This is a genomic window from Campylobacter armoricus (assembly GCF_013372105.1).
Lineage (GTDB): Bacteria > Campylobacterota > Campylobacteria > Campylobacterales > Campylobacteraceae > Campylobacter_D > Campylobacter_D armoricus.
On sequence record NZ_CP053825.1, the window covers coordinates 92,200 to 110,620 of the forward strand.

An 18,421-nucleotide genomic window follows, 5' to 3' on the forward strand; every position below is an offset into this window, starting at 1 on the left:
TTCTATGGTATTTGTTAAAAGATCTATGATTTCAAATTTAAAACTTTACAAGGTCTATCTGCTAGGATAATTAAAGATTCTCTTAAAAATTTTTTCTTCAAAATCTATTTTGCAAACTAAAATCAACAAAATATTAATATGATAAGTCCTATCTACTTATAGATGAAAGATTTTAAAAAATGTATTGAAAATAATATAGCTCTAGTGTTGTATAATAGGAAGCATAAAGATAAAAGCATTTTATTAGTAATAAATAAAATTCTTATATTTTCTATTCGAAAGATAATTTTATCACAATAAAATCTAAAATTAAAATTTTTTTATTTAAAACTTATATAGAGAAAGAAACTTTCCACTTTAAAAGTGGAAAGTTAGAGTATTAAAGCATTCCTACTGCTAAGAAACCTAGGGCAACAGCTATAGCTATAGCTAACACACCAGGTATAAAGAATGCGTGGTTGAAAATGAATTTTCCAATTCTTGTTGTGCCTGTATCGTCCATTTGAACTGCACCTAGCAAAGTTGGATAGGTTGGAAGAACGAAAAGTGCTGAAACAGCAGCAAAACAAGCAACTAGCATATAAGAATCTCCAGGATTTGTAGCTGAAATTCCTAATGCGGCAACGATAACTGGAACAATAGCTTTTGCTGTAGCTGCTTGAGAATATAAAAGCATACTAGCAAAGAAGAAAGCAACAGCAAGCATAGCTGGAGTTTGTTTAACCCATTCACCTGCTACTTCTTTAATACCTGCTTCATGTCCTGCAACGAAAGTATTACCAAGCCAAGCAACACCAAATACACATACACAAGCTGTCATACCTGATTTAAATACACTTGTGTCTAAAATTTTAGCAGGCTCAACCTTACATAAGAATGTGATTAAAGTCGCAGCTGTTAATAAGAAACTCATAATAGCAGCATCTCTTGGGATAACTACTGGATCAATCCATTTGATATTATTAGAAATTGCTGTAGCATAAAGAACAACCGCTAATACTGTGATTAAGAAAATAGCAACTGAAAGTTTTGCACCTGGTTTGTCTTCACTTTGTAAAACATCTGAAGCACTTTTTACAAGACCAGCTTTTAAGCGTTCTTGATATACAGGGTCTTTACTAAGATCCATAGGAGTGATTAAGCTTACGATGAAAGCTGTAATCATACAAGCAGCAAAAGTAGTTACAATCCAAATACCAATCAATGCAGGATAGTTCCAACCAAGTGGTTCTAATACACCAGTCATATAAACAACTGCTGCACTAACAGGAGAAGCTGTAATACCAATTTGTGAAGCTACAACCATTAGTGAAAGTGGAACTGATGGTTTGATGTTTTGTGATTTTGCAACATCAATAACAACTGGCATTAATGAAAATACTGCATTACCAGTTCCTGCTAAAATAGTAAGCAACCAACCGCAAGCTGGTGCAAGATAGTTGATAAATCTTGGATGTTTGCGTAAAATTCTTTCAGTAACTTTTACCATATAATCCAAACCACCTGCTTGTTGCATTGCTGAAATTGCAGCAATAGCTGCAGCAATAATCAAGATAACATCCCAAGGAATGTTACCTGGTTTCATACCTAAAACAAGACCTAAAATAACAACACCCAAACCTCCGGCATAGCCTATTGCTATGCCACCAAGGCGGATACCTATGAATATTGCCCCAAGGAAGACAACAAGTTGTAAAATAATCATAATATCCATGATTAAACTCCTAAATTATTAAGCTTTTCTTTTTTCTGTCATATGTGGATTTAACATATTTTCTGGTGTTAAAATCTCATCAATTTTTTCTTTTGATAAATACCCTCTTTCAAGACAAATATCACCAACTGCTTTACCAGTTTCTAAAGCCTCTTTAGCGATACTTGCTGATTTTTCATAACCTAAAACAGGATTAAATGCAGTTACTATACCGATTGAATTTAGTACAAGTTTTTTGCAATTTTCAGGGTTTGCTTTTAACCCTTTAACAGCTTTTTCTGCTAGAGTTTTCATAGCGTTTTCAAGCAGCACTATAGAGTTAAATAAGCCATAAGCAATACCTGGTTCAAATGCATTAAGTTCGAATTCACCTCTTTCAGAGCAAAGCATGATAGTAACATCATTACCTATAACTTCATAGCAAGCTTCGCCAACTACTTCACAAATTACAGGATTTACTTTACCTGGCATAATAGAACTACCTGGTTGCATAGCAGGTAAGCTAATTTCAGCTAGACCGCATCTTGGACCTGAATTCATCAATCTTAAGTCGTTTGCAATTTTAGAAAGTCTAACTGCTGCTGTTTTTAAAGCACCACTTACATGAACAAAATCAGCTGTATCTTGAGTAGCAGCAATAAAATCTTCAGCAGGCTTGAAATCAACACCAGTGATTTCTTTTAATTTTTTCTCAACCACAAATTTATAATCAGGGTGGCAGTTAATTCCTGTGCCAATAGCTGTTGCACCAAGATTTAAATAAGTCATAGAATCTCTAGCTGCTGTGATTTTTTCAATATCACTTTTGATATAAGTAGCAAATGCATTAAAAGTATTACCTAGTGTAGTAGGAACTGCATCTTCAAGCTCTGTTCTACCCATTTTAATAATATCTTTGTAATCTTTAGCTTTAATTTCAAGCTCAGTTTTTAAATTTTCCATAGCTTTTAAAAGATCAGTAAGTTTTGCATAAGTTGCTACTTTGATTGAGCTTGGATAGGTGTCGTTTGTAGATTGTCCTAAGTTTGTATGATCATTTGGGTGAAGATATTGGTATTCACCTTTTTTGTGTCCCATACTTTCAAGAGCAATATTAGTGATAACTTCATTAGTATTCATATTTGTACTAGTTCCAGCACCACCTTGAATCATATCTACTACAAACTGATCTAAAAATTCGCCAGCAATCAATCTATCGCAAGCTTTAGCAATAGCATCAGCTTTGTCTGCATCAAGAACTCCAACTTCTTTGTTAGCAAGAGCAGCTGCTTTTTTTACTTGAGCGAAAGCTTTTACAAAATAAGGATAATCTTGTAATTTTCTACCACTCATATGGAAGTTTTCTAGTGCCCTAAAAGTTTGCACTCCATAATAAACTTCATCAGAAATTTCTAATTCGCCAATAAAGTCGTGTTCTTTTCTTGTTCCCATGATGTACTCCTTGTGGGTTTTATTTAAGTTTTGTTTATAAACTTAGGAAGTATTATATAACAATTTTTTATAAAAGTTTAATAAATTTTCATATTTTTTTGCAAATTTTAATAAAAAAATATGAACTAATAATGTTTATTTTTTATATAAATTAAATATTATGAAATTTTATTGATTTGTTATAGTATGAAAAATAAATTTGTATTTAAAAACTAAATCTAAATAAATTGAAAGTAATTGCAGGATAAACAATTTTAATTAGTTTGATAATTAAAATTAGCAAGCTTTAAGCTTGCTAATTATTTATTAAAACCTCTTCTTCCTAGCATCTTCTAAGATATCATTAGCTATCTTATTAACATTATCAGATATTACTGCACTATCATTAGCTATTTTTAAGTTCTCTTGGGTTACATGATCAATTTGAGCTACAGCATCATTTATTTGAGTAATACCTGTAGTTTGTTCTTTAATACTCTCACCCATTTCATTAATAGATTGAACTAAGATATTAGTATTAGCTTCTATTTCACCTAAAGACTTTTGAGTTCTTTCAGCTAGGTTTCTAACTTCATCAGCAACAACAGCAAAGCCTCTACCGTGCTCACCTGCACGAGCAGCTTCAATAGCAGCATTTAATGCAAGCAAGTTAATTTGATCAGCAATATCTCCTATAATAGAAGTAACATTTTTAATCTCTTCACTTTGAGCAATAACTTCACTAGTTTTATGCGATACATTTTGCATAGAAGAAGTAATTTCTTCTAGTGCTGCTGCTGTTTCTTCTAAAGAAGAAGCTTGGCTTGATGAAGAATCTGTTAAATCTTTAACAGCACTTTGTAATTTACCACTTTCAGTAGCAAGTAAAGAAGCAAATTCTGATGATTGTCTTAACATAACTACTATTTCTTTACCTAAGGTATTAGTAGTTACTTCAACTCCACCTTTAGCATTTTTAACCTCAGTTGTAAAGTCTAATGCCTTATAGCTATCAAATACTCTATTAATTTCATTCATATTAGAACCAATTTTTGCTTCTAATACATTAAGCATTTCATTTAATACATTTTTTAATTCTATTAATTGAGGATTAGCAGGAATTGCAGTAATTCTTGCTGTTAGATTACCACTTTCTATTTCTTTAGCTGTATCTACTGATTGTTCTACTGCTTTAGCATCTTGTTCTAGTGCATTTTTAGTTTTAGTGATATTTTCATTGATAGCTTTAGCCATAGCACCAAACTCATCATTAGTATTAACATTAATCATAGTAGAGTCTTTTGTTTTATGATTGATGAAATCAAAGAATGAGTTAAGGCCGGTTTGGATTGCTTGAAGTGGGGATAGATAGCGCGAAACTATGAAATACAAACCGGCTATACTTATTGCAATCATAATTGCAACAATCGACATTTGTATAAAAGCAATTTGTTTGATTGGTTTATTGATAATTTCAGCACTTTCTGTACTACATACAAGATAGTCAAAAACATTTGCACAAACACCAAGTCTTTCTTGCCCTTTTAGACCATATTCAAAAAATTGATGATCTCCATTTTGTTTATACGCATTAAGAACAGGAGAATGATCCACAGAAGGCTCTAATAGTTGTTTATTTTTAGCAACAAATATTTTTCCATCTTGGTTAAATAAAAAACTATTTCCTGGTTTGTTTTCAAAGTCTTTTTGCAAATTAGCAATTGGGATATCAACTCCAATTACACCTATAAATTTATTGTTTTTATATATAGCTTTTGTGTAAGTAATAACATATTGATTAGTTGCCTTATCAATATAAGGTGAAGTTACATATACATTATTTATTTTTTTTGCTTCTATATACCAAGTTCTAGTTCGTGTATCGTAATTTACAGCTTTGCCATAAATTACGATATTTGTATCTTTTTTGTCACTACTATCATCGCTAACTATATTCTCTCCATTATCCAAGCCTATAAAAACTGCTAAAACCCCAGATGCTTTTCGATAAGCTTTTAAAGTTGGACCAATATTTTCAATGAGAGCTTCTTGAGAATTTAGCTGTTCATATGAAAATTCTAAAATACTATCCTCTAGATGTGTAATGAGTTCAATATTATCTTTTCTAAAGGTTTCAAGTGAAATTTTTGAAACTTGTAAGATATCAGTTTGTCTATTAAGTTCATTTTGATATAAAAAATTTTTTGTAAAAATGAAGCTTGTAATTCCTAGTATGATTAGTGCTAAAGCAGCAAAAACATTAGCCAAAAGAGAAAGTTTAATTTTTAAACTTGAAAACATAATTTACTCCTAAAATTTTGAAGTATATTATAATTATTGGATATAAATTATTAGTTAATAATTTATATCTTATTTTTTAACTAATTTTTTTGCCTTTTCCCAAAGTCTTACACCTAATTTTTTTGCATTATTTCTATCTATGATTTTGTATTTTTGACTAGCAATTTTTTCAAGTTCGCTTAATTCTTTGGCTAGAATATTAAGTTTGTTTTGTGCTAATTTGCTAAAATCATCAATTCTTGGATTTTGTTTAAGCTCATTGATTTTTATTAAAATTTGTTCTCTATTTTCTTGAATTAGGCGTTTGAATTTAGCAAATATAGTATCAAATTTATTTTCTAATAAATCTTTGAGTATATCTTTTACAGGATTATTTAATTCTAGTGATATTTTTTTAAGCATTTGGATAAATTCTTGCTCTATGTCAATTAATTCTTTTTCTTTTTGTCTTAATTCTTGTTCTAAACCACTATAAGCAAAGCTTGCTTTAAATTTTTCAATTGCTAAAGAAATCCCTTCTTGTGTTCCATAAATGGTTCCTATACATAAATCATATGCAAAAACCTTTGATTCATTGGCTAGTTCAAAAGCAACATTTAAAATCACTTGAGAGATTTTTAAAATCCTCTCTTTTTCAAAACTTCCTTCACAGATTGCATTAAATACTAGGTTTTTAGCAATTTCACAAGAGGTAAGTTCTATATTTTCACCTTTTTCTAAAGTAGTTATAAAAGCACTTTCGGCAGTTTCTTTTAGAAGTCCTAGTATTTCTATATCATAAAGCATAGCATCATTCACACTTATATCAAATTCATTTAAATTTAAATCCTTTAAAGTTTTTTCTAAATCAAAAAAATTATCACAAATTTTGTGTTTAATAGTATTTTTTTGCTCTTCAATTTTAGCTTTTAATTTACTAAGTTCATTAATATAAGTAAAAAATATTTTTTTATCCTCTTCTACTCTAGCTTTAACAATACCTTGAATTATTTTAGAGATGTTTTCTTCATTTACAAGATTAAGTTTTTCTAATACCTTGGAAAAGACAGCAAAAAGCTCTTCATTGCCAGTATTCTCAAAGCTAATTTTCTTATAACTTAGGTTAAAGACAAGCTCACTAATCAAGTTTGGAATTTCATTTTTTTCACAAGCTAAGAGAGAATTTTCAAAAATAATGGCTAAATTTTTCATAGTTTTCCTTTTTTATAATACAAATTTGGCTTTACTTTTTAATTGATTAAAAATATTTAAACGATCATTTTTGCTATCGACATAAACACTTAAAAGGTAACTTTTATATGTACCTTGTTTGCTAGTATTTGAGATTTTATATTTAAATTCTCTTTCGTTAAGTATTTGGGTAAAAACTTCTAGCGCATCAACTTCGGCTTCAAAAACGACTTTATAATCCCAAAAAGTAGGATAATTTATAATAGGTTCTTTTTTAAGATCGCAGATATTTACCACTTTTTCCTCCTTCTTTGCTTTCTAAAACTATATCAGTAATTTGCATACTTTTATCAATGGCTTTAACCATATCATAAATAGTTAAAAGCCCTATGCTAACAGCTGTTAAACTTTCCATTTCTACACCTGTTTTTCCTTCACATTTAACACTTACAAAAAGTTTAAAAGAATATTCTTTTTTATTTTCTTCTATATGAGTTTGAACTTTTGAAATCATCAAAGGATGACACATTGGAATGAGATTTGAAGTTTGTTTAGCTCCCATGATGGCTGCTATAATGGCAGTTTGTAAAACAGGCCCCTTTTTAGCTTTATTTTCTATAATAGTTTCAAAAGCTTCTTTACTCATATATATTTTACCACTTGCACAAGCTTCCCTTTGGGTGATATCTTTTTGGCTTACATCTACCATTTTGGGATGATTTTTTTCATCTAAATGCGTTAAATTCATATTTTTCCTTAATTATGGTTTGAAAATTATACCAAAATGTATATTTTTATAATAAAATATCGAAAAATATTAAAGGATTTATAATGGCTTATGATGATGAAGAATTTGAAAATTATGATGATGAAATGTATGATGAAGCAGATGATGATACTTATACAAACAATCAAAGATCGTATAATTATGATGATGATGATTATGAATACGATGATGATTATAGTGATGATGATAGCTATGAGATGGATTGATAGTGAGTAAAAATCTTAGAAAAAAAGATATTAAAGTTGTAAGGCTTCCTTTTTTTGGGAGAGACTTTTAAAATTTTATGATTTTTGTATTTTTTTGCAAGTTTTATTTCTAAAATTTTTCCCTGAAAATTTAAATTCTTTAGGATATTTAGCTAGAGCATTTGGTGTATAATGGCTCCTTTTGGATATAAGTTTGGCTGTAAGAAAATGTTTATGTTTATATTTATTGATGGTTGTGCTAACTTTTCTACTTGCTTTTATACCTACTTATGAAAGTATAGGGTGTTTATGTATAATATTTTTAGTGTTTGTAAGGATTTGTCAAGGTAAGCTATAGATGGAGAATTACCTGGTGCTTGGGTTTTTGTGTTTGAGTATGTTCTAAAGGGTTAAAAACATACTTATCTTGGAATTTTACTAAGTAGTTTTGTATTTTTGATGATAAATAAGTTTTTTTACACAAGAAGAGCTTTGTGAGAGAGTTTGGAGAATTCCATTTTTATTGGATGAAATTTTTGGGATTATTTTTGCTTATTTGCGTCAATTTTTTAAGAGAAACTCCTGTTTTTGAGTAAATGAAAAAAGACAAGGCTTTAAAAAATTTTCTTTAAAAGAAGTGTTTAAAAGCTAAGTTAGGTATAACACTTTCTATGTTAATAACTTGTTTAATTGCTTGTATTGTTGTGATGATTTAATCATACTTTCTTTTATAGTAAAAATGTTAAATATTGATATAAGCATTCAAACTTATACGCAAATACTTGGTATAGTTGTACTTGCAATTGGCTGTATATTAATTGAAATTTTGCCTGATAAAATAGGCATAACAAAAGCTTGTGTGATTTTTCTTAATTTATTTGTTTTTAATATTTTTTATACCAAAACCCTAATTGATAAAGTAAGTATTCACTGCATATTTGTTTGTTTTTTGCTGGAGTGATGAATTTTTGTCCTTTAATGATGAGTTGAAGTATTTGATGCTAAGATTAAATTTTCAGGGCTTAGTTTTTCATATAATATTGCTTGCATGAGCCAGTGTTTTACCCTACAACTTGCTTTGAGAAATTTAGAAAATATTACTCGTTTTTCTTTGAGATTTTTATGCTAGTTATGAATATAATCTCACTTTTGGCTGCTTTGATATTTAAATCTCTTAGTAATAACCAACACACATACTCTCGGTGATCTTGATACGCTTTTCTAAAGGAGTGGGGCTAAAGAAATGGCATTTTTCGATATAAATATTGCAGTTATAATCAAGTTTTAAAAAATCGTAAAATGCCTTTAAATTTACAAATTTAACCCCGCATACTTCTTTAATATCTAAAATTTTATAAATTTGAGAATTATTTTTTTCTACTAAATGAGATGGACTAGGGTTGTGAAAGAACAAAAAGCACTTGCTAAAACAAAACCATTTAAATTTTCACATTCTTTTATAAGATCTTGATATTTTTTTAAAATACTTTGTTTGCGTAAAAACACTACTCTTGTGCCTTGATAGCGTGCTACTTGAGTATTTTTCCAAAATTTATAAGCATTTTTAGAAATATTTGCTAATTTGTGTAATTGTATATTTAAAACATAATCATCTAAAAATTGATTAGGTGGTAAAATGGTATAAGTCATATTCTTTTCTTCATTTTTTAAAAAATTATACTAAAAATTAACTTTTGTTCATATTTTTATTTTGTGCTTTTAATATAATTTTGAAAATTTTAAAGGGTAAAAATGAAATTTAAAACTATCAATCATGAAGGTATAAAAAAACTTATGGATATTTTTTATGCAAAGATTAGAATGGATAAAGACTTAGGACCTATTTTTAATGATAAAATAGGAATAGATGATGAAAGTTGGAAAAAACATAAAGAAAAAATTGCAAGTTTTTGGGCTGGAATGTTTTTAAATGATCCAAGTTATAATGGTTCTCCATTGAGAGCTCATCATGAATTACCTCCATTTCCAAGAGAATTTTTTAATATTTGGCTTAATTTATTTGATGAGAGTTTGCAAGAAGTTTTTGAAGATGAGCCAAGGAGTATTATTATCGAAAGAGCTAAAATGATAGCTCAAAGATTTCAAATGATTATTTATGATCATAGATTTGTATAAGAGTTTTTAAACTCTTAGCGATAATTGAAAGTGTGTAAATTTTCACTATGTGAGTATTTGTAGCTGTATTTTCCATCAAGATATATTACTAAACGATAATATCCTTTATGTGATCCAAATACAACTTTTTTAACTTTTGCTGTATTTACCTGTAGGGTTTTTGTGTTGAAATTTTGCTTTTTAGCAAAATCTATAATGATTTTTGTAGGATCTCCTATAGATAAATTTCTAAGCATTTTATCTTCTGTTTTAATGTTGATTTTGTTGTTGTAAAAACTGATAGATAAAAAGTTATAAATGTTACCACTAAATAAAGGTGTTTCTATATTTAATGTGGTGTTGTTTTCTTCTATTTTGGTATTTTTTGCCCCTTGCTCTTGTGGCACAGTAACAGAAACATCTAATATTGGAGTAGCATTTGGACTTTTTGTTTTTATAAAAGAATAAGTATCATGCCAATTAATGCTTTTATAAATATCTAAAGTTGTTTGTTGTTCAGATCCATCAAGATTAATATATGTTATAGTGATATTTTTTAAAATTCTAGCTTCAGAATTAAAATTAAAATCTTGTCTTTGAAAAGGATTAAGTTGTGCAAATTCGATTTTTTGCTGTTGTAAGTTGTTATCAAATGGATTATCTTTTGCGTGCAAAAATACACAAAAAATTAAAGATAAAATAACAATATTAATTCTCATGCGAATTTTCTCCTTTAAGCCTTAAAAGCTGTAAATATTCTTTTTGTGCTTGAGCGTTTTTAGCTTTTAAAATATTTATATTTTTTTCTAATTTTTTTTGTTCTTCTTTAAGTGTTAATAAAACATCTAAAGAAGATTTTCCAAAAAACATATTACCAAAATATATAGCAACTATAATAACTATAAATGATAAAACAATAGTTTTTATTAGATGATGATGAGCTTCCTTTTTTTTAGAATGCTCATCATACTCTTTTAATAAATCACTCAGAGTTTATCTCCTAAATATTCATCATTATCAAGTTCAATTTCTAGCAAACGATTGTATTTAGCCGTCCTTTCACCTCTTGCTAAAGCTCCTGTTTTAATTTGTCCTGTATTTAATGCTACGGCAAAATCAGCTATAAAAGTATCTTCACTCTCACCACTTCTATGGCTCATAATACATTTATAGTTATTTCTATGAGCTAATCTAACCGTTCTCATGGTTTGAGTGATGGTTCCAATTTGGTTTGGTTTGATTAATACAGCATTTGCCATATTTTTCATGATACCTTCTCTTAAAATATCTTCATTGGTTACAAACAAATCATCGCCTACAAGCTGAATTTTATTGCCAAGTTTTTGAGTGAGCTTAATCCAACCTTCATAATCATCTTCAGCCAAACCATCTTCGATACTAAAAATAGGATATTTAGCACATAATTCTTCATAACGAGCGATTAAGTCCTCGCTTGAGAAAACTTTACCTTCTAAGTGATATTTACCATCTTTGTAAAGTTCGCTACTTGCTACATCTAATGCTAGTTTGATTTTATTTTCATAGCCTGCTTTTTTAATGCAAGTCATTAAAAGATCAAGAGGTTCTGTATTGTTTGCTAAATTTGGAGCAAAACCACCTTCGTCGCCTAAGGCAGTAGAGTGGCCTAAACTAGCTAATTCTTTTTTCAATACTGCATAAATTTCACAAACTGATCTTAATCCTTCTTTAAAACTTGAAAATCCAAAAGGCATAATCATAAATTCTTGAAAATCCACACTATTATTTGCGTGTGCGCCACCATTGATGATGTTGCACATTGGCACAGGTAATACACTTGCATTTGCTCCACCTAAATAACGATATAAAGGCACACCCAAAGCATTAGCAGTAGCACGCGCTGTAGCCATAGAAATTCCTAAAGTTGCATTTGCTCCTAGATTTGAGTAGTTTTTTGTTCCATCAAGTTCTAAAAGGGTGTTATCTAGTTGAGTTTGATTGAAAGCATCAAGACCTATGATGTTTTCAGCTATAGTTCCATTGATATTTTCTATCGCTTTTAAAACACCTTTTCCACCAAATCTTTCATCATTATCTCTTAATTCTAAAGCCTCTTTTTTTCCTGTGCTTGCTCCGCTTGGCACAATAGCACTGCCAACACTACCATCACTTAATACAACTTCAGCTTTTATAGTAGGATTACCTCTACTATCTAAAACTTCAAAAGCTCTTAAATCTTCAATAATCAGCATTATTCTTCTCCTTCATCATCATCTTTTGCACCTAAAATCATACTATCTATACCGATTGAATTTTGTATAGCTTGTGTGATTTCATCTGCAATAGCCGGATTTTCTTTTAAAAAGGCTTTAGCGTTTTCTCTACCTTGTCCGAGTTTAGAAGCTTTGTATGAAAACCAAGCACCGCTTTTATCTATAATATCAAGTTTTACACCATAGTCAATTAATTCGCCTTCGCGGCTTACACCTTCACCAAACATTACATCAAATTCGGCTTGTTTAAAAGGCGGTGCAACTTTATTTTTAGCTACTTTTACTTTAACGCGATTTCCTATAGGCTCATCATTTTGTTTTAGAGTAGCTGTTTTTCTTACATCTAAACGCACTGAAGCATAAAATTTCAAAGCGTTTCCGCCTGTAGTTGTTTCAGGGGTTCCATATCCCATCATACCTATTTTCATACGAATTTGATTGATAAAAATTACCGTGGTATTCATTTTATGAACGATACCGGTTAATTTTCTTAAAGCTTGGCTCATTAATCTAGCTTGAAGACCTACATGCTGATCACCCATATCGCCTTCAATTTCTGCTTTTGGAGTTAAAGCAGCAACGCTATCTACTACTATTAGATCAATAGCCCCACTTCTTGCTATGGTTTCAACGATTTCTAAAGCTTGCTCGCCAAAATCTGGCTGAGAAATATAAAGATTTTCTGTATCAACACCCAAATTTTTTGCATATCTTACATCAAGTGCGTGCTCAGCGTCTATAAATGCACAAACTCCGCCTTTTTTCTGGCATTCTGCTATGATATGCAAAGTAAGTGTGGTTTTACCTGAACTCTCAGGACCATAAATTTCTATAATTCTTCCTTTTGGAATACCACCTATACCTAAGGCTAAATCAAGTCCAACTGAACCTGTAGGAATAGAGTCAATCTTTTCAACTTCTTTATCACCGAGCCTTAAAATGGTTCCTTTTCCAAAGGTCTTATCAAGACTTTTTAAAGCTGCATCAAGTGATTTTCTTTTATTATCATCCATATTATTAATCCTTTTTTAATATGTTTAAAATTGTATCAAAAAGAAATTTAATATAAGTTTTTATTTTGATTTTTGCTAAAATACTTTTTTAAAATTTAAGGAATGGAATGAATAAAAAAATTAATGTAGCACATTCTCCCGATGCTGATGATATTTTTATGTATATGGCGATTAAATTTGGCTGGATTGGAAATGCTTATAAATATGAAAATATAGCTTTAGATATACAAACTTTAAATGAATTAGCGTTGCAAAATATTTACGATGTTAGTGCAATTTCTTTTGCACTTTATCCTTTAATAGCTAGTGAATATGCTTTGTTAAAAACTGCTGTAAGTTTTGGTGAGGGTTATGGACCAAAACTTATTAAGAAAAAAGATAAAAAATTAAAACCAAATTTCAAAGTCGCATTAAGCGGAGCGCATACTACTAATGCTTTAATTTTTCGTATAAAATACCCACAAGCTAGGATAGTTTATAAGAATTTTTTAGAAATTGAAAAAGCTGTTTTAGAAGGAGAAGTTGATGCAGGGGTGCTTATACATGAGAGTATTTTAGAATTTGATTCTAGTTTATGTGTAGAAGCTGAACTTTGGGATATATGGCAAGAATTAGTAAAAGATGATTTACCTTTGCCTTTGGGTGGTATGGCACTTAGAAGATCTTTGCCAATTAGTGATGCTATAGCTATTGAAAAAGATTTGATTAAGGCGGTAGAAGTAGCTGATCATAATAGAAAAATTCTAGCTTCTATGCTTTTAGAGCGTAATTTAATACGCGTTGATGCGCAAAAACTTGATATATATTTAAATTTATATGCTAATAAAAATTCTATTAATATGAATGATAAACAATATATTGCTATTGATAAGCTTTTTGAGCTTGGTTTTAATCATGGATTTTATGATAAGTTGATTATAAGTAAAGACTATCTTATACCTAGTGAGTATGAAGAATTTAGAAATTCTTGATAGAATTTAAATTTTTAAGGAGAAAAAATGGAAAGTACTTTAGTGGCTTTGGGTGTGCAAACTTTTAAAATTACACTTATGCTTTCTTTGCCTATGCTTTTAGCAGGACTTATTGCAGGACTTGTAATAAGTATTTTTCAAGCTGTTACACAAATTAATGAAGCTACACTTTCTTTTGTGCCAAAAATTTTACTTGTTGTTGTGGTGATAGTATTTTTAATGCCTTGGATGATAAGCTCTATGATGGATTTTACCATTAATATGTTAAATCAAATTCCAAGCTTTGTTCGATGATTATTGATTTTTCTAAATACTCTTCTGTTCGTATAGGGGAAAGCTTTGAAGTGCAAGTACTTGAAGAGCTTTGTGAGTTTGATGGCTTTTTAATAGGTGGAGCAAATAATTTGCTTGTTTCGCCTAAGCCAAAAAAACTTGGAATTTTAGGAAAAAAATTTGATTTTATTCATATTTTAGATGAAAATAAAAAAGGTGTATTTTTAGAGATAGGCTCTAGCGTAAAATCTTTTAAAATGTATCATTTTGCCAAAGAAAATAATCTAAAAGGATTTGAGTTTTTAAGAAATATCCCAGGAACTTTGGGTGGAATTTTAAAAATGAATGCAGGTTTAAAAGATGAAAATATCAGTAAAAATTTACTTAGCATTAGAATTTTTGACAAAGAAATTTTAAAACAAAATATAGCTTTTGATTATAGATTTAATCCCATTAAAGAAGTAATGTTTAGTGCAAAGTTTTTTTTAGAATATGGATTTAATCTGGCTAAAGATGAACTTTTGAAAAATGCAAGAAAAAACCAACCAAAAGGGGCAAGTTTTGGATCCATTTTTAAAAATCCTAAAAATGATTATGCTGGAAGATTAATAGAAGCAGTGGGGCTTAAAGGTTTTAGTAAAAATGATGCAATGTTTAGCAATGAACATGCCAATTTTTTGATTAATAAAAAATATGCTAATTTTGATGATGCTATTTTTTTGATAGAGCTTGCTAAAAAAAGAGTGTTTGAAGAATTTGGCATTATTTTAGAAGAAGAAGTGGTGATTATATAGTATTTTTAATATCTTCATAAACAATTGTAGCTATCTCTTGAACTAATTCTTGATAAGATCTGTTTTTATCGTTTGTGCTAAATTGAGTATTTATAGTAAGAATTTTATGATCTTTTAATTTTTTTGTTTTAGCATTAAAAAGTTTGTATTCTATATCAGCCTTGACTTCAAAATTTGAAAAAAGCAAGAAATTTTGCTGGCTTGCTTGAATACTTTTTAAATCTAGTAAAATAATAAAATCAGCTTTTTTAAAACGATTAAATTCTAAAAATTCACTTGCATTGATGAAATTTTTATTTGCTTGTGTGATATTTTGACTATTGATATAGCTTTGATTTTCTTTTTGGCTAAGCAAGGCAAAATTGTTTTGCTCATTTAAAATAGCGCTTAATGCTTTTAGTGTGTCTTTTGCCATGGTTTTAGCATCGATTTTTAAATTTGAAAAATAAAAATTATATTCTTTTTCATAGCTTGGTACTAAAGCTAAGGTGTTAATGTGTGAGAGTTTATCATAATTTATATTTTGATTAAGATTAATAATATTAAATTCATCGTTATTTTGCAATTTGATGATTTTTTTATTTGCAAAAGAATTTGCATAAATAGCGCTTAAAAAACACAAAAACACCAAAAAAAATCTCACTAAAAACCTTTTAATTTAAATTCATTCTTAGCAAAAGCTATAAAACTTGGAAGTTTAAAATCAGGACTATTATAATCTAAAGCCTTTTTATCAAAATCATATAAAATTCCACCATTTTGTTTGATTAAAAAATCTCCAGCAGCTATATCCCAAGCTTTTGGACCGCCAAAACGCGGATAAATTCCAGCTTTTGCTTCAAGTAAATATACAAATTTTAAAGCAGATGAAACCTTAATACCTTCAAGATGATTTTGAATGAAAAAATCTTCATTATTATCATGGTTTTTAGAGTAAAGGGCTATTTTTTTAACCTTTTCATACTGCTCTAAGCTAAGATTTAAAATTTCATTATTTTTATAAACTTTTGTGTGAATATGTGCGTAATAAAAAGCATTATTTTCTGCATCGCCTATAAGTGAAAGCATAGGAGTATTTTTATGGATTAATGCAATTAATACACAATATTCTTTATCTTTTTTAGCGTAAGATTTGGTGCCATCAAGTGGGTCTATAAGCCAAAAATACTCTAAATTTTTTCTTTCTTCATAAGAAAGTATATTTTCTTCAGAGCATATAGCTATATCACTTGAAGCTAAAATTTCACTAATAGCTTCATTGGATTTTATATCAGCCAAACCTACTGGAGATTCATCATCTTTAAGCCACAAGGTATTTTTATCTTTATATTCAAGTAATACCTTAGAAGCTTCTTTACCTGCTTTTAAAGCTAGTTCTAAAAGTGTATCTAAATTTTTCATAAAAAAAGTATAGCAATTTTATATAAATACTTAGTAGAATTATTTTCTACTAAGATTATTGATAAATTTAATCAAACTAATAGCCAAAATTGCTTCAAGTAAAGCTGTAAGTACCAAACCTGAATATATATCTTGAGTGATGATATTGGTTTGGTAAGAAAGCGTAGCTACTGCTATGAGTAAAGTTAGTGGCATAGAATGGCTTAGACCAAACAAAAAGGTATTTTTTAAACCAAGTATTTTTACAAAAGTCATGGCACAAAGTATTCTTAGTCCTATCATAAAAGCAGTTAATGAAAAAGCTATGATTAAAACTTGAGGATTTAAAAGCATTTGGAGTTTAAAGCTAGAGCCTATATAGATAAAAAATATAGGGATTAAAAAGCCATAACCAAAACTAGAAAGTTTATGCTCTAAATCTTTTTTATGATCAAAAAAAGTAGCTATAAATGAACCTGCTATAAAAGCTCCAAGTGCAACTTCAAGCTTGAAATAAATCATAATCGCAACTATAGCAATAAATATAGCCATACAAAATCTTATATCTTTTTCGTTTTGATCTTGCCAAGGCATGAGTATGGTTTTTAGTTGTGGATACCACCAAAAAAGCACTTCTAAAAATTTAAATCCAAAAATACAAAGTGCTAAAAATCCCACTAGGTATAATAAATTTTGAGTAAGTGAAAAAATATCAGCACCTTTTCCTAAAAATGCTGCAGCTATAGTAAGTAAAACTATGCTTACAACTTCAGCTAAAGTAGCTACTACCATAGATACATTAAGCCACTCACAATTTTTACCAAAATCTCTATAAAGCGTTGAAAGCAAACCTACACTCATAACAGGTATGATAATGACAAAAATATAAGAAATATCAATGCTCTCAACCGCTAAAATACTAAAAGCATATAAAAGTATGATATAAATAAAGGCTTTATTTAATAAGCTTTTTTCTGTATTTAAAAAGGTTTTAAGATTAATCTCCATACCTGCTATAAACATAAGATAATAAAACCCAGCATTAGCCAAAAGTTTAAAATTCTCACTCTCGCCTATAAAGCCCAAAAATCCTATAAAAGAGCCAAGCATAATTTCTGTGGCTGAAAGTGGAAGTTTTAAAAATTTAGCAATATAAGGTGAAGTAAGCAAACATCCTGCCACCACTAATAAAATTTTTAAATCTATAGCAACTTGAGCATCAATGGCACCCGCTAGCAAAGCTAAATCCCATTTGTTTTAGTTTTTGTATATCTTTGCTAGGTTCTTCACCTTTAGTGGTAAGATAATCCCCTACCACTATAGCACTAGCTCCTGCATTAAAAATTTCATATTGTCTTTCTTTTAGCACAACTTCTCTACCACCTGCTATCATAATATGTGTATTTGGTAAATCTTTTTTTGTATCTTTAATGATATTTAATGCCTCATCAGGATTAAGCAAGTCTTGTTTTAGTTTTAAATTTTCATTAGGTATAAAAAAATTAATAGGCGAAGAAAAAGGATCAAGTTCTTTTAAACTTGCTCTAAAACTTTTTCTATCAGCCTCATTTTCTCCAAGTCCATAAATTCCACCACAGCAAAGCATTAATCCTGCTTCTTTAGCATAAAGATTAGTTTGAAATCTTTGCTCCCAAGTATGCGTAGAACAAATGTTTGGGAAAAATTCTTTAGAGGTTTCTAAGTTGTGATTGTAAGAAAAAATTCCCGCTTTTTTTAATTCTTTGAGTTGTTCTAAATTTGCTATACCATTACAAGCTATGAGTAAAAGTCCTTCTACTTCTTTTTGCACCGCGTGAGCTACTTTGCATACATACTCAAGTTTTTCATCATCAAGCCCAGCTCCAGCTGTAACCAAACAAAAACCTAAAGCTTCGTTTTTCTTAGCCATTTTAGCTTCTAAGATGATTTGGTCAATATCTTTTCTTTTGTATTTGTTGATATTAGTTTTTACATGAGCACTTTGAGTGCAGTATTTACAATCTTCCCCACACCCTCCACTTGCTATATTAGATATAGCACAAAGCATAATTTCCAT

General features: G+C 29.4%; 19 protein-coding genes and 3 pseudogenes. 6 read left to right on the plus strand and 16 right to left on the minus strand.

Annotated elements, in window-relative coordinates; translation table 11 throughout:
• Positions 1 to 379: 379 nt before the first annotated feature.
• The 7 genes and pseudogenes from CARM_RS00545 to moaC form a co-directional block, all read right to left on the minus strand.
• Positions 380 to 1,714 (minus strand): anaerobic C4-dicarboxylate transporter, encoded by a 1,335-nt coding sequence (locus CARM_RS00545; RefSeq protein WP_139453973.1) that lies wholly within the window; start codon positions 1,712 to 1,714, stop codon positions 380 to 382.
• An 18-nt stretch (positions 1,715 to 1,732) separates the two neighbouring features.
• Entirely contained in the window at positions 1,733 to 3,145 is a 1,413-nt protein-coding gene (locus CARM_RS00550) for an aspartate ammonia-lyase (protein WP_139426260.1), read from the minus strand.
• 306 nt (positions 3,146 to 3,451) lie between these two features.
• Entirely contained in the window at positions 3,452 to 4,558 is a 1,107-nt protein-coding gene (locus CARM_RS08550) for a methyl-accepting chemotaxis protein (protein ID WP_425321095.1), read from the minus strand.
• A gap of 105 nt (positions 4,559 to 4,663) precedes the next feature.
• Positions 4,664 to 5,425: pseudogene (locus CARM_RS08555) on the minus strand (cache domain-containing protein); the annotation flags it as partial.
• A gap of 69 nt (positions 5,426 to 5,494) precedes the next feature.
• Positions 5,495 to 6,616, minus strand: a complete 1,122-nt coding sequence (locus tag CARM_RS00560; protein WP_139427235.1) for a hypothetical protein — start codon at positions 6,614 to 6,616, stop codon at positions 5,495 to 5,497.
• A 12-nt stretch (positions 6,617 to 6,628) separates the two neighbouring features.
• Positions 6,629 to 6,892 (minus strand): HP0495 family protein, encoded by a 264-nt coding sequence (locus CARM_RS00565; RefSeq protein ID WP_139427233.1) that lies wholly within the window; start codon positions 6,890 to 6,892, stop codon positions 6,629 to 6,631.
• A complete protein-coding gene (moaC, locus tag CARM_RS00570) occupies positions 6,870 to 7,343 on the minus strand; it encodes a cyclic pyranopterin monophosphate synthase MoaC (protein WP_139427231.1) in 474 nt (157 codons plus the stop codon). The genes CARM_RS00565 and moaC overlap by 23 nt, the downstream gene beginning before the upstream one ends.
• 83 nt (positions 7,344 to 7,426) lie before the next feature.
• Here moaC and CARM_RS00575 point away from each other — a divergent pair, with 83 nt between their 5' ends.
• Positions 7,427 to 7,588, plus strand: coding sequence for a highly acidic protein (locus CARM_RS00575; protein WP_139427229.1), 162 nt, complete (start codon positions 7,427 to 7,429; stop codon positions 7,586 to 7,588).
• A gap of 2 nt (positions 7,589 to 7,590) precedes the next feature.
• Positions 7,591 to 8,773 (plus strand): annotated as a pseudogene (locus tag CARM_RS08560) (MFS transporter).
• Here CARM_RS08560 and cheQ read toward each other — a convergent pair.
• A pseudogene (gene cheQ / locus CARM_RS00585) lies at positions 8,742 to 9,217 on the minus strand (cheVAW transcriptional regulator CheQ). The pseudogenes CARM_RS08560 and cheQ overlap by 32 nt on opposite strands.
• Positions 9,218 to 9,319: 102 nt before the next feature.
• Between cheQ and CARM_RS00590 the strand changes: the two are divergent.
• The gene (locus tag CARM_RS00590; RefSeq protein WP_139427225.1) at positions 9,320 to 9,703 is read left to right on the plus strand and encodes a group III truncated hemoglobin; all 384 of its coding nucleotides are present in this window, start codon (positions 9,320 to 9,322) and stop codon (positions 9,701 to 9,703) included.
• Between the two features lie 14 nt (positions 9,704 to 9,717).
• Here CARM_RS00590 and CARM_RS00595 read toward each other — a convergent pair whose 3' ends face one another.
• The 4 genes from CARM_RS00595 to recA form a co-directional block, all read right to left on the minus strand.
• Positions 9,718 to 10,401, minus strand: a complete 684-nt coding sequence (locus tag CARM_RS00595; protein ID WP_139427223.1) for an AMIN domain-containing protein — start codon at positions 10,399 to 10,401, stop codon at positions 9,718 to 9,720.
• Complete coding sequence (locus tag CARM_RS08395; RefSeq protein WP_236103531.1) at positions 10,391 to 10,552, minus strand: hypothetical protein; 162 nt, start codon at positions 10,550 to 10,552, stop codon at positions 10,391 to 10,393. Before CARM_RS08395 ends, CARM_RS00595 begins: the two co-directional genes overlap by 11 nt.
• Before the next feature lie 116 nt (positions 10,553 to 10,668).
• The gene (gene eno, locus CARM_RS00605) at positions 10,669 to 11,913 is read right to left on the minus strand and encodes a phosphopyruvate hydratase (protein WP_139427220.1); all 1,245 of its coding nucleotides are present in this window, start codon (positions 11,911 to 11,913) and stop codon (positions 10,669 to 10,671) included.
• Positions 11,913 to 12,947, minus strand: a complete 1,035-nt coding sequence (recA, locus tag CARM_RS00610) for a recombinase RecA (protein ID WP_139427218.1) — start codon at positions 12,945 to 12,947, stop codon at positions 11,913 to 11,915. Before recA ends, eno begins: the two co-directional genes overlap by 1 nt.
• A 107-nt stretch (positions 12,948 to 13,054) precedes the next feature.
• Here recA and CARM_RS00615 point away from each other — a divergent pair, with 107 nt between their 5' ends.
• The 3 genes from CARM_RS00615 to CARM_RS00625 are packed head-to-tail and all read left to right on the plus strand — an operon-like array spanning position 13,055 to position 14,985.
• Positions 13,055 to 13,918: a menaquinone biosynthesis family protein gene (locus tag CARM_RS00615; protein ID WP_139427216.1), complete on the plus strand. Its 864-nt coding sequence runs from the start codon at positions 13,055 to 13,057 to the stop codon at positions 13,916 to 13,918.
• Positions 13,919 to 13,945: 27 nt separating this feature from the next.
• Positions 13,946 to 14,212, plus strand: a complete 267-nt coding sequence (fliQ, locus tag CARM_RS00620) for a flagellar biosynthesis protein FliQ (RefSeq protein WP_139427214.1) — start codon at positions 13,946 to 13,948, stop codon at positions 14,210 to 14,212.
• Entirely contained in the window at positions 14,209 to 14,985 is a 777-nt protein-coding gene (locus CARM_RS00625; RefSeq protein WP_139427212.1) for a UDP-N-acetylmuramate dehydrogenase, read from the plus strand. The genes fliQ and CARM_RS00625 overlap by 4 nt, the downstream gene beginning before the upstream one ends.
• Here the strand turns inward: CARM_RS00625 and CARM_RS00630 are convergent.
• Genes CARM_RS00630 through CARM_RS00645 form a run of 4 tightly spaced genes read right to left on the minus strand, consistent with a single transcriptional unit; the run spans position 14,978 to position 18,421 of the window.
• A complete protein-coding gene (locus CARM_RS00630) occupies positions 14,978 to 15,628 on the minus strand; it encodes a hypothetical protein (protein ID WP_139427210.1) in 651 nt (216 codons plus the stop codon). The two genes, CARM_RS00625 and CARM_RS00630, sit on opposite strands and share 8 nt — an antisense overlap.
• The gene (locus CARM_RS00635; RefSeq protein ID WP_139427208.1) at positions 15,628 to 16,386 is read right to left on the minus strand and encodes a 3'(2'),5'-bisphosphate nucleotidase CysQ family protein; all 759 of its coding nucleotides are present in this window, start codon (positions 16,384 to 16,386) and stop codon (positions 15,628 to 15,630) included. The genes CARM_RS00630 and CARM_RS00635 overlap by 1 nt, the downstream gene beginning before the upstream one ends.
• 39 nt (positions 16,387 to 16,425) lie before the next feature.
• The gene (locus CARM_RS00640) at positions 16,426 to 17,604 is read right to left on the minus strand and encodes a cation:proton antiporter (protein WP_139427206.1); all 1,179 of its coding nucleotides are present in this window, start codon (positions 17,602 to 17,604) and stop codon (positions 16,426 to 16,428) included.
• Positions 17,585 to 18,421, minus strand: a complete 837-nt coding sequence (locus tag CARM_RS00645; RefSeq protein ID WP_139427204.1) for a biotin synthase — start codon at positions 18,419 to 18,421, stop codon at positions 17,585 to 17,587. Before CARM_RS00645 ends, CARM_RS00640 begins: the two co-directional genes overlap by 20 nt.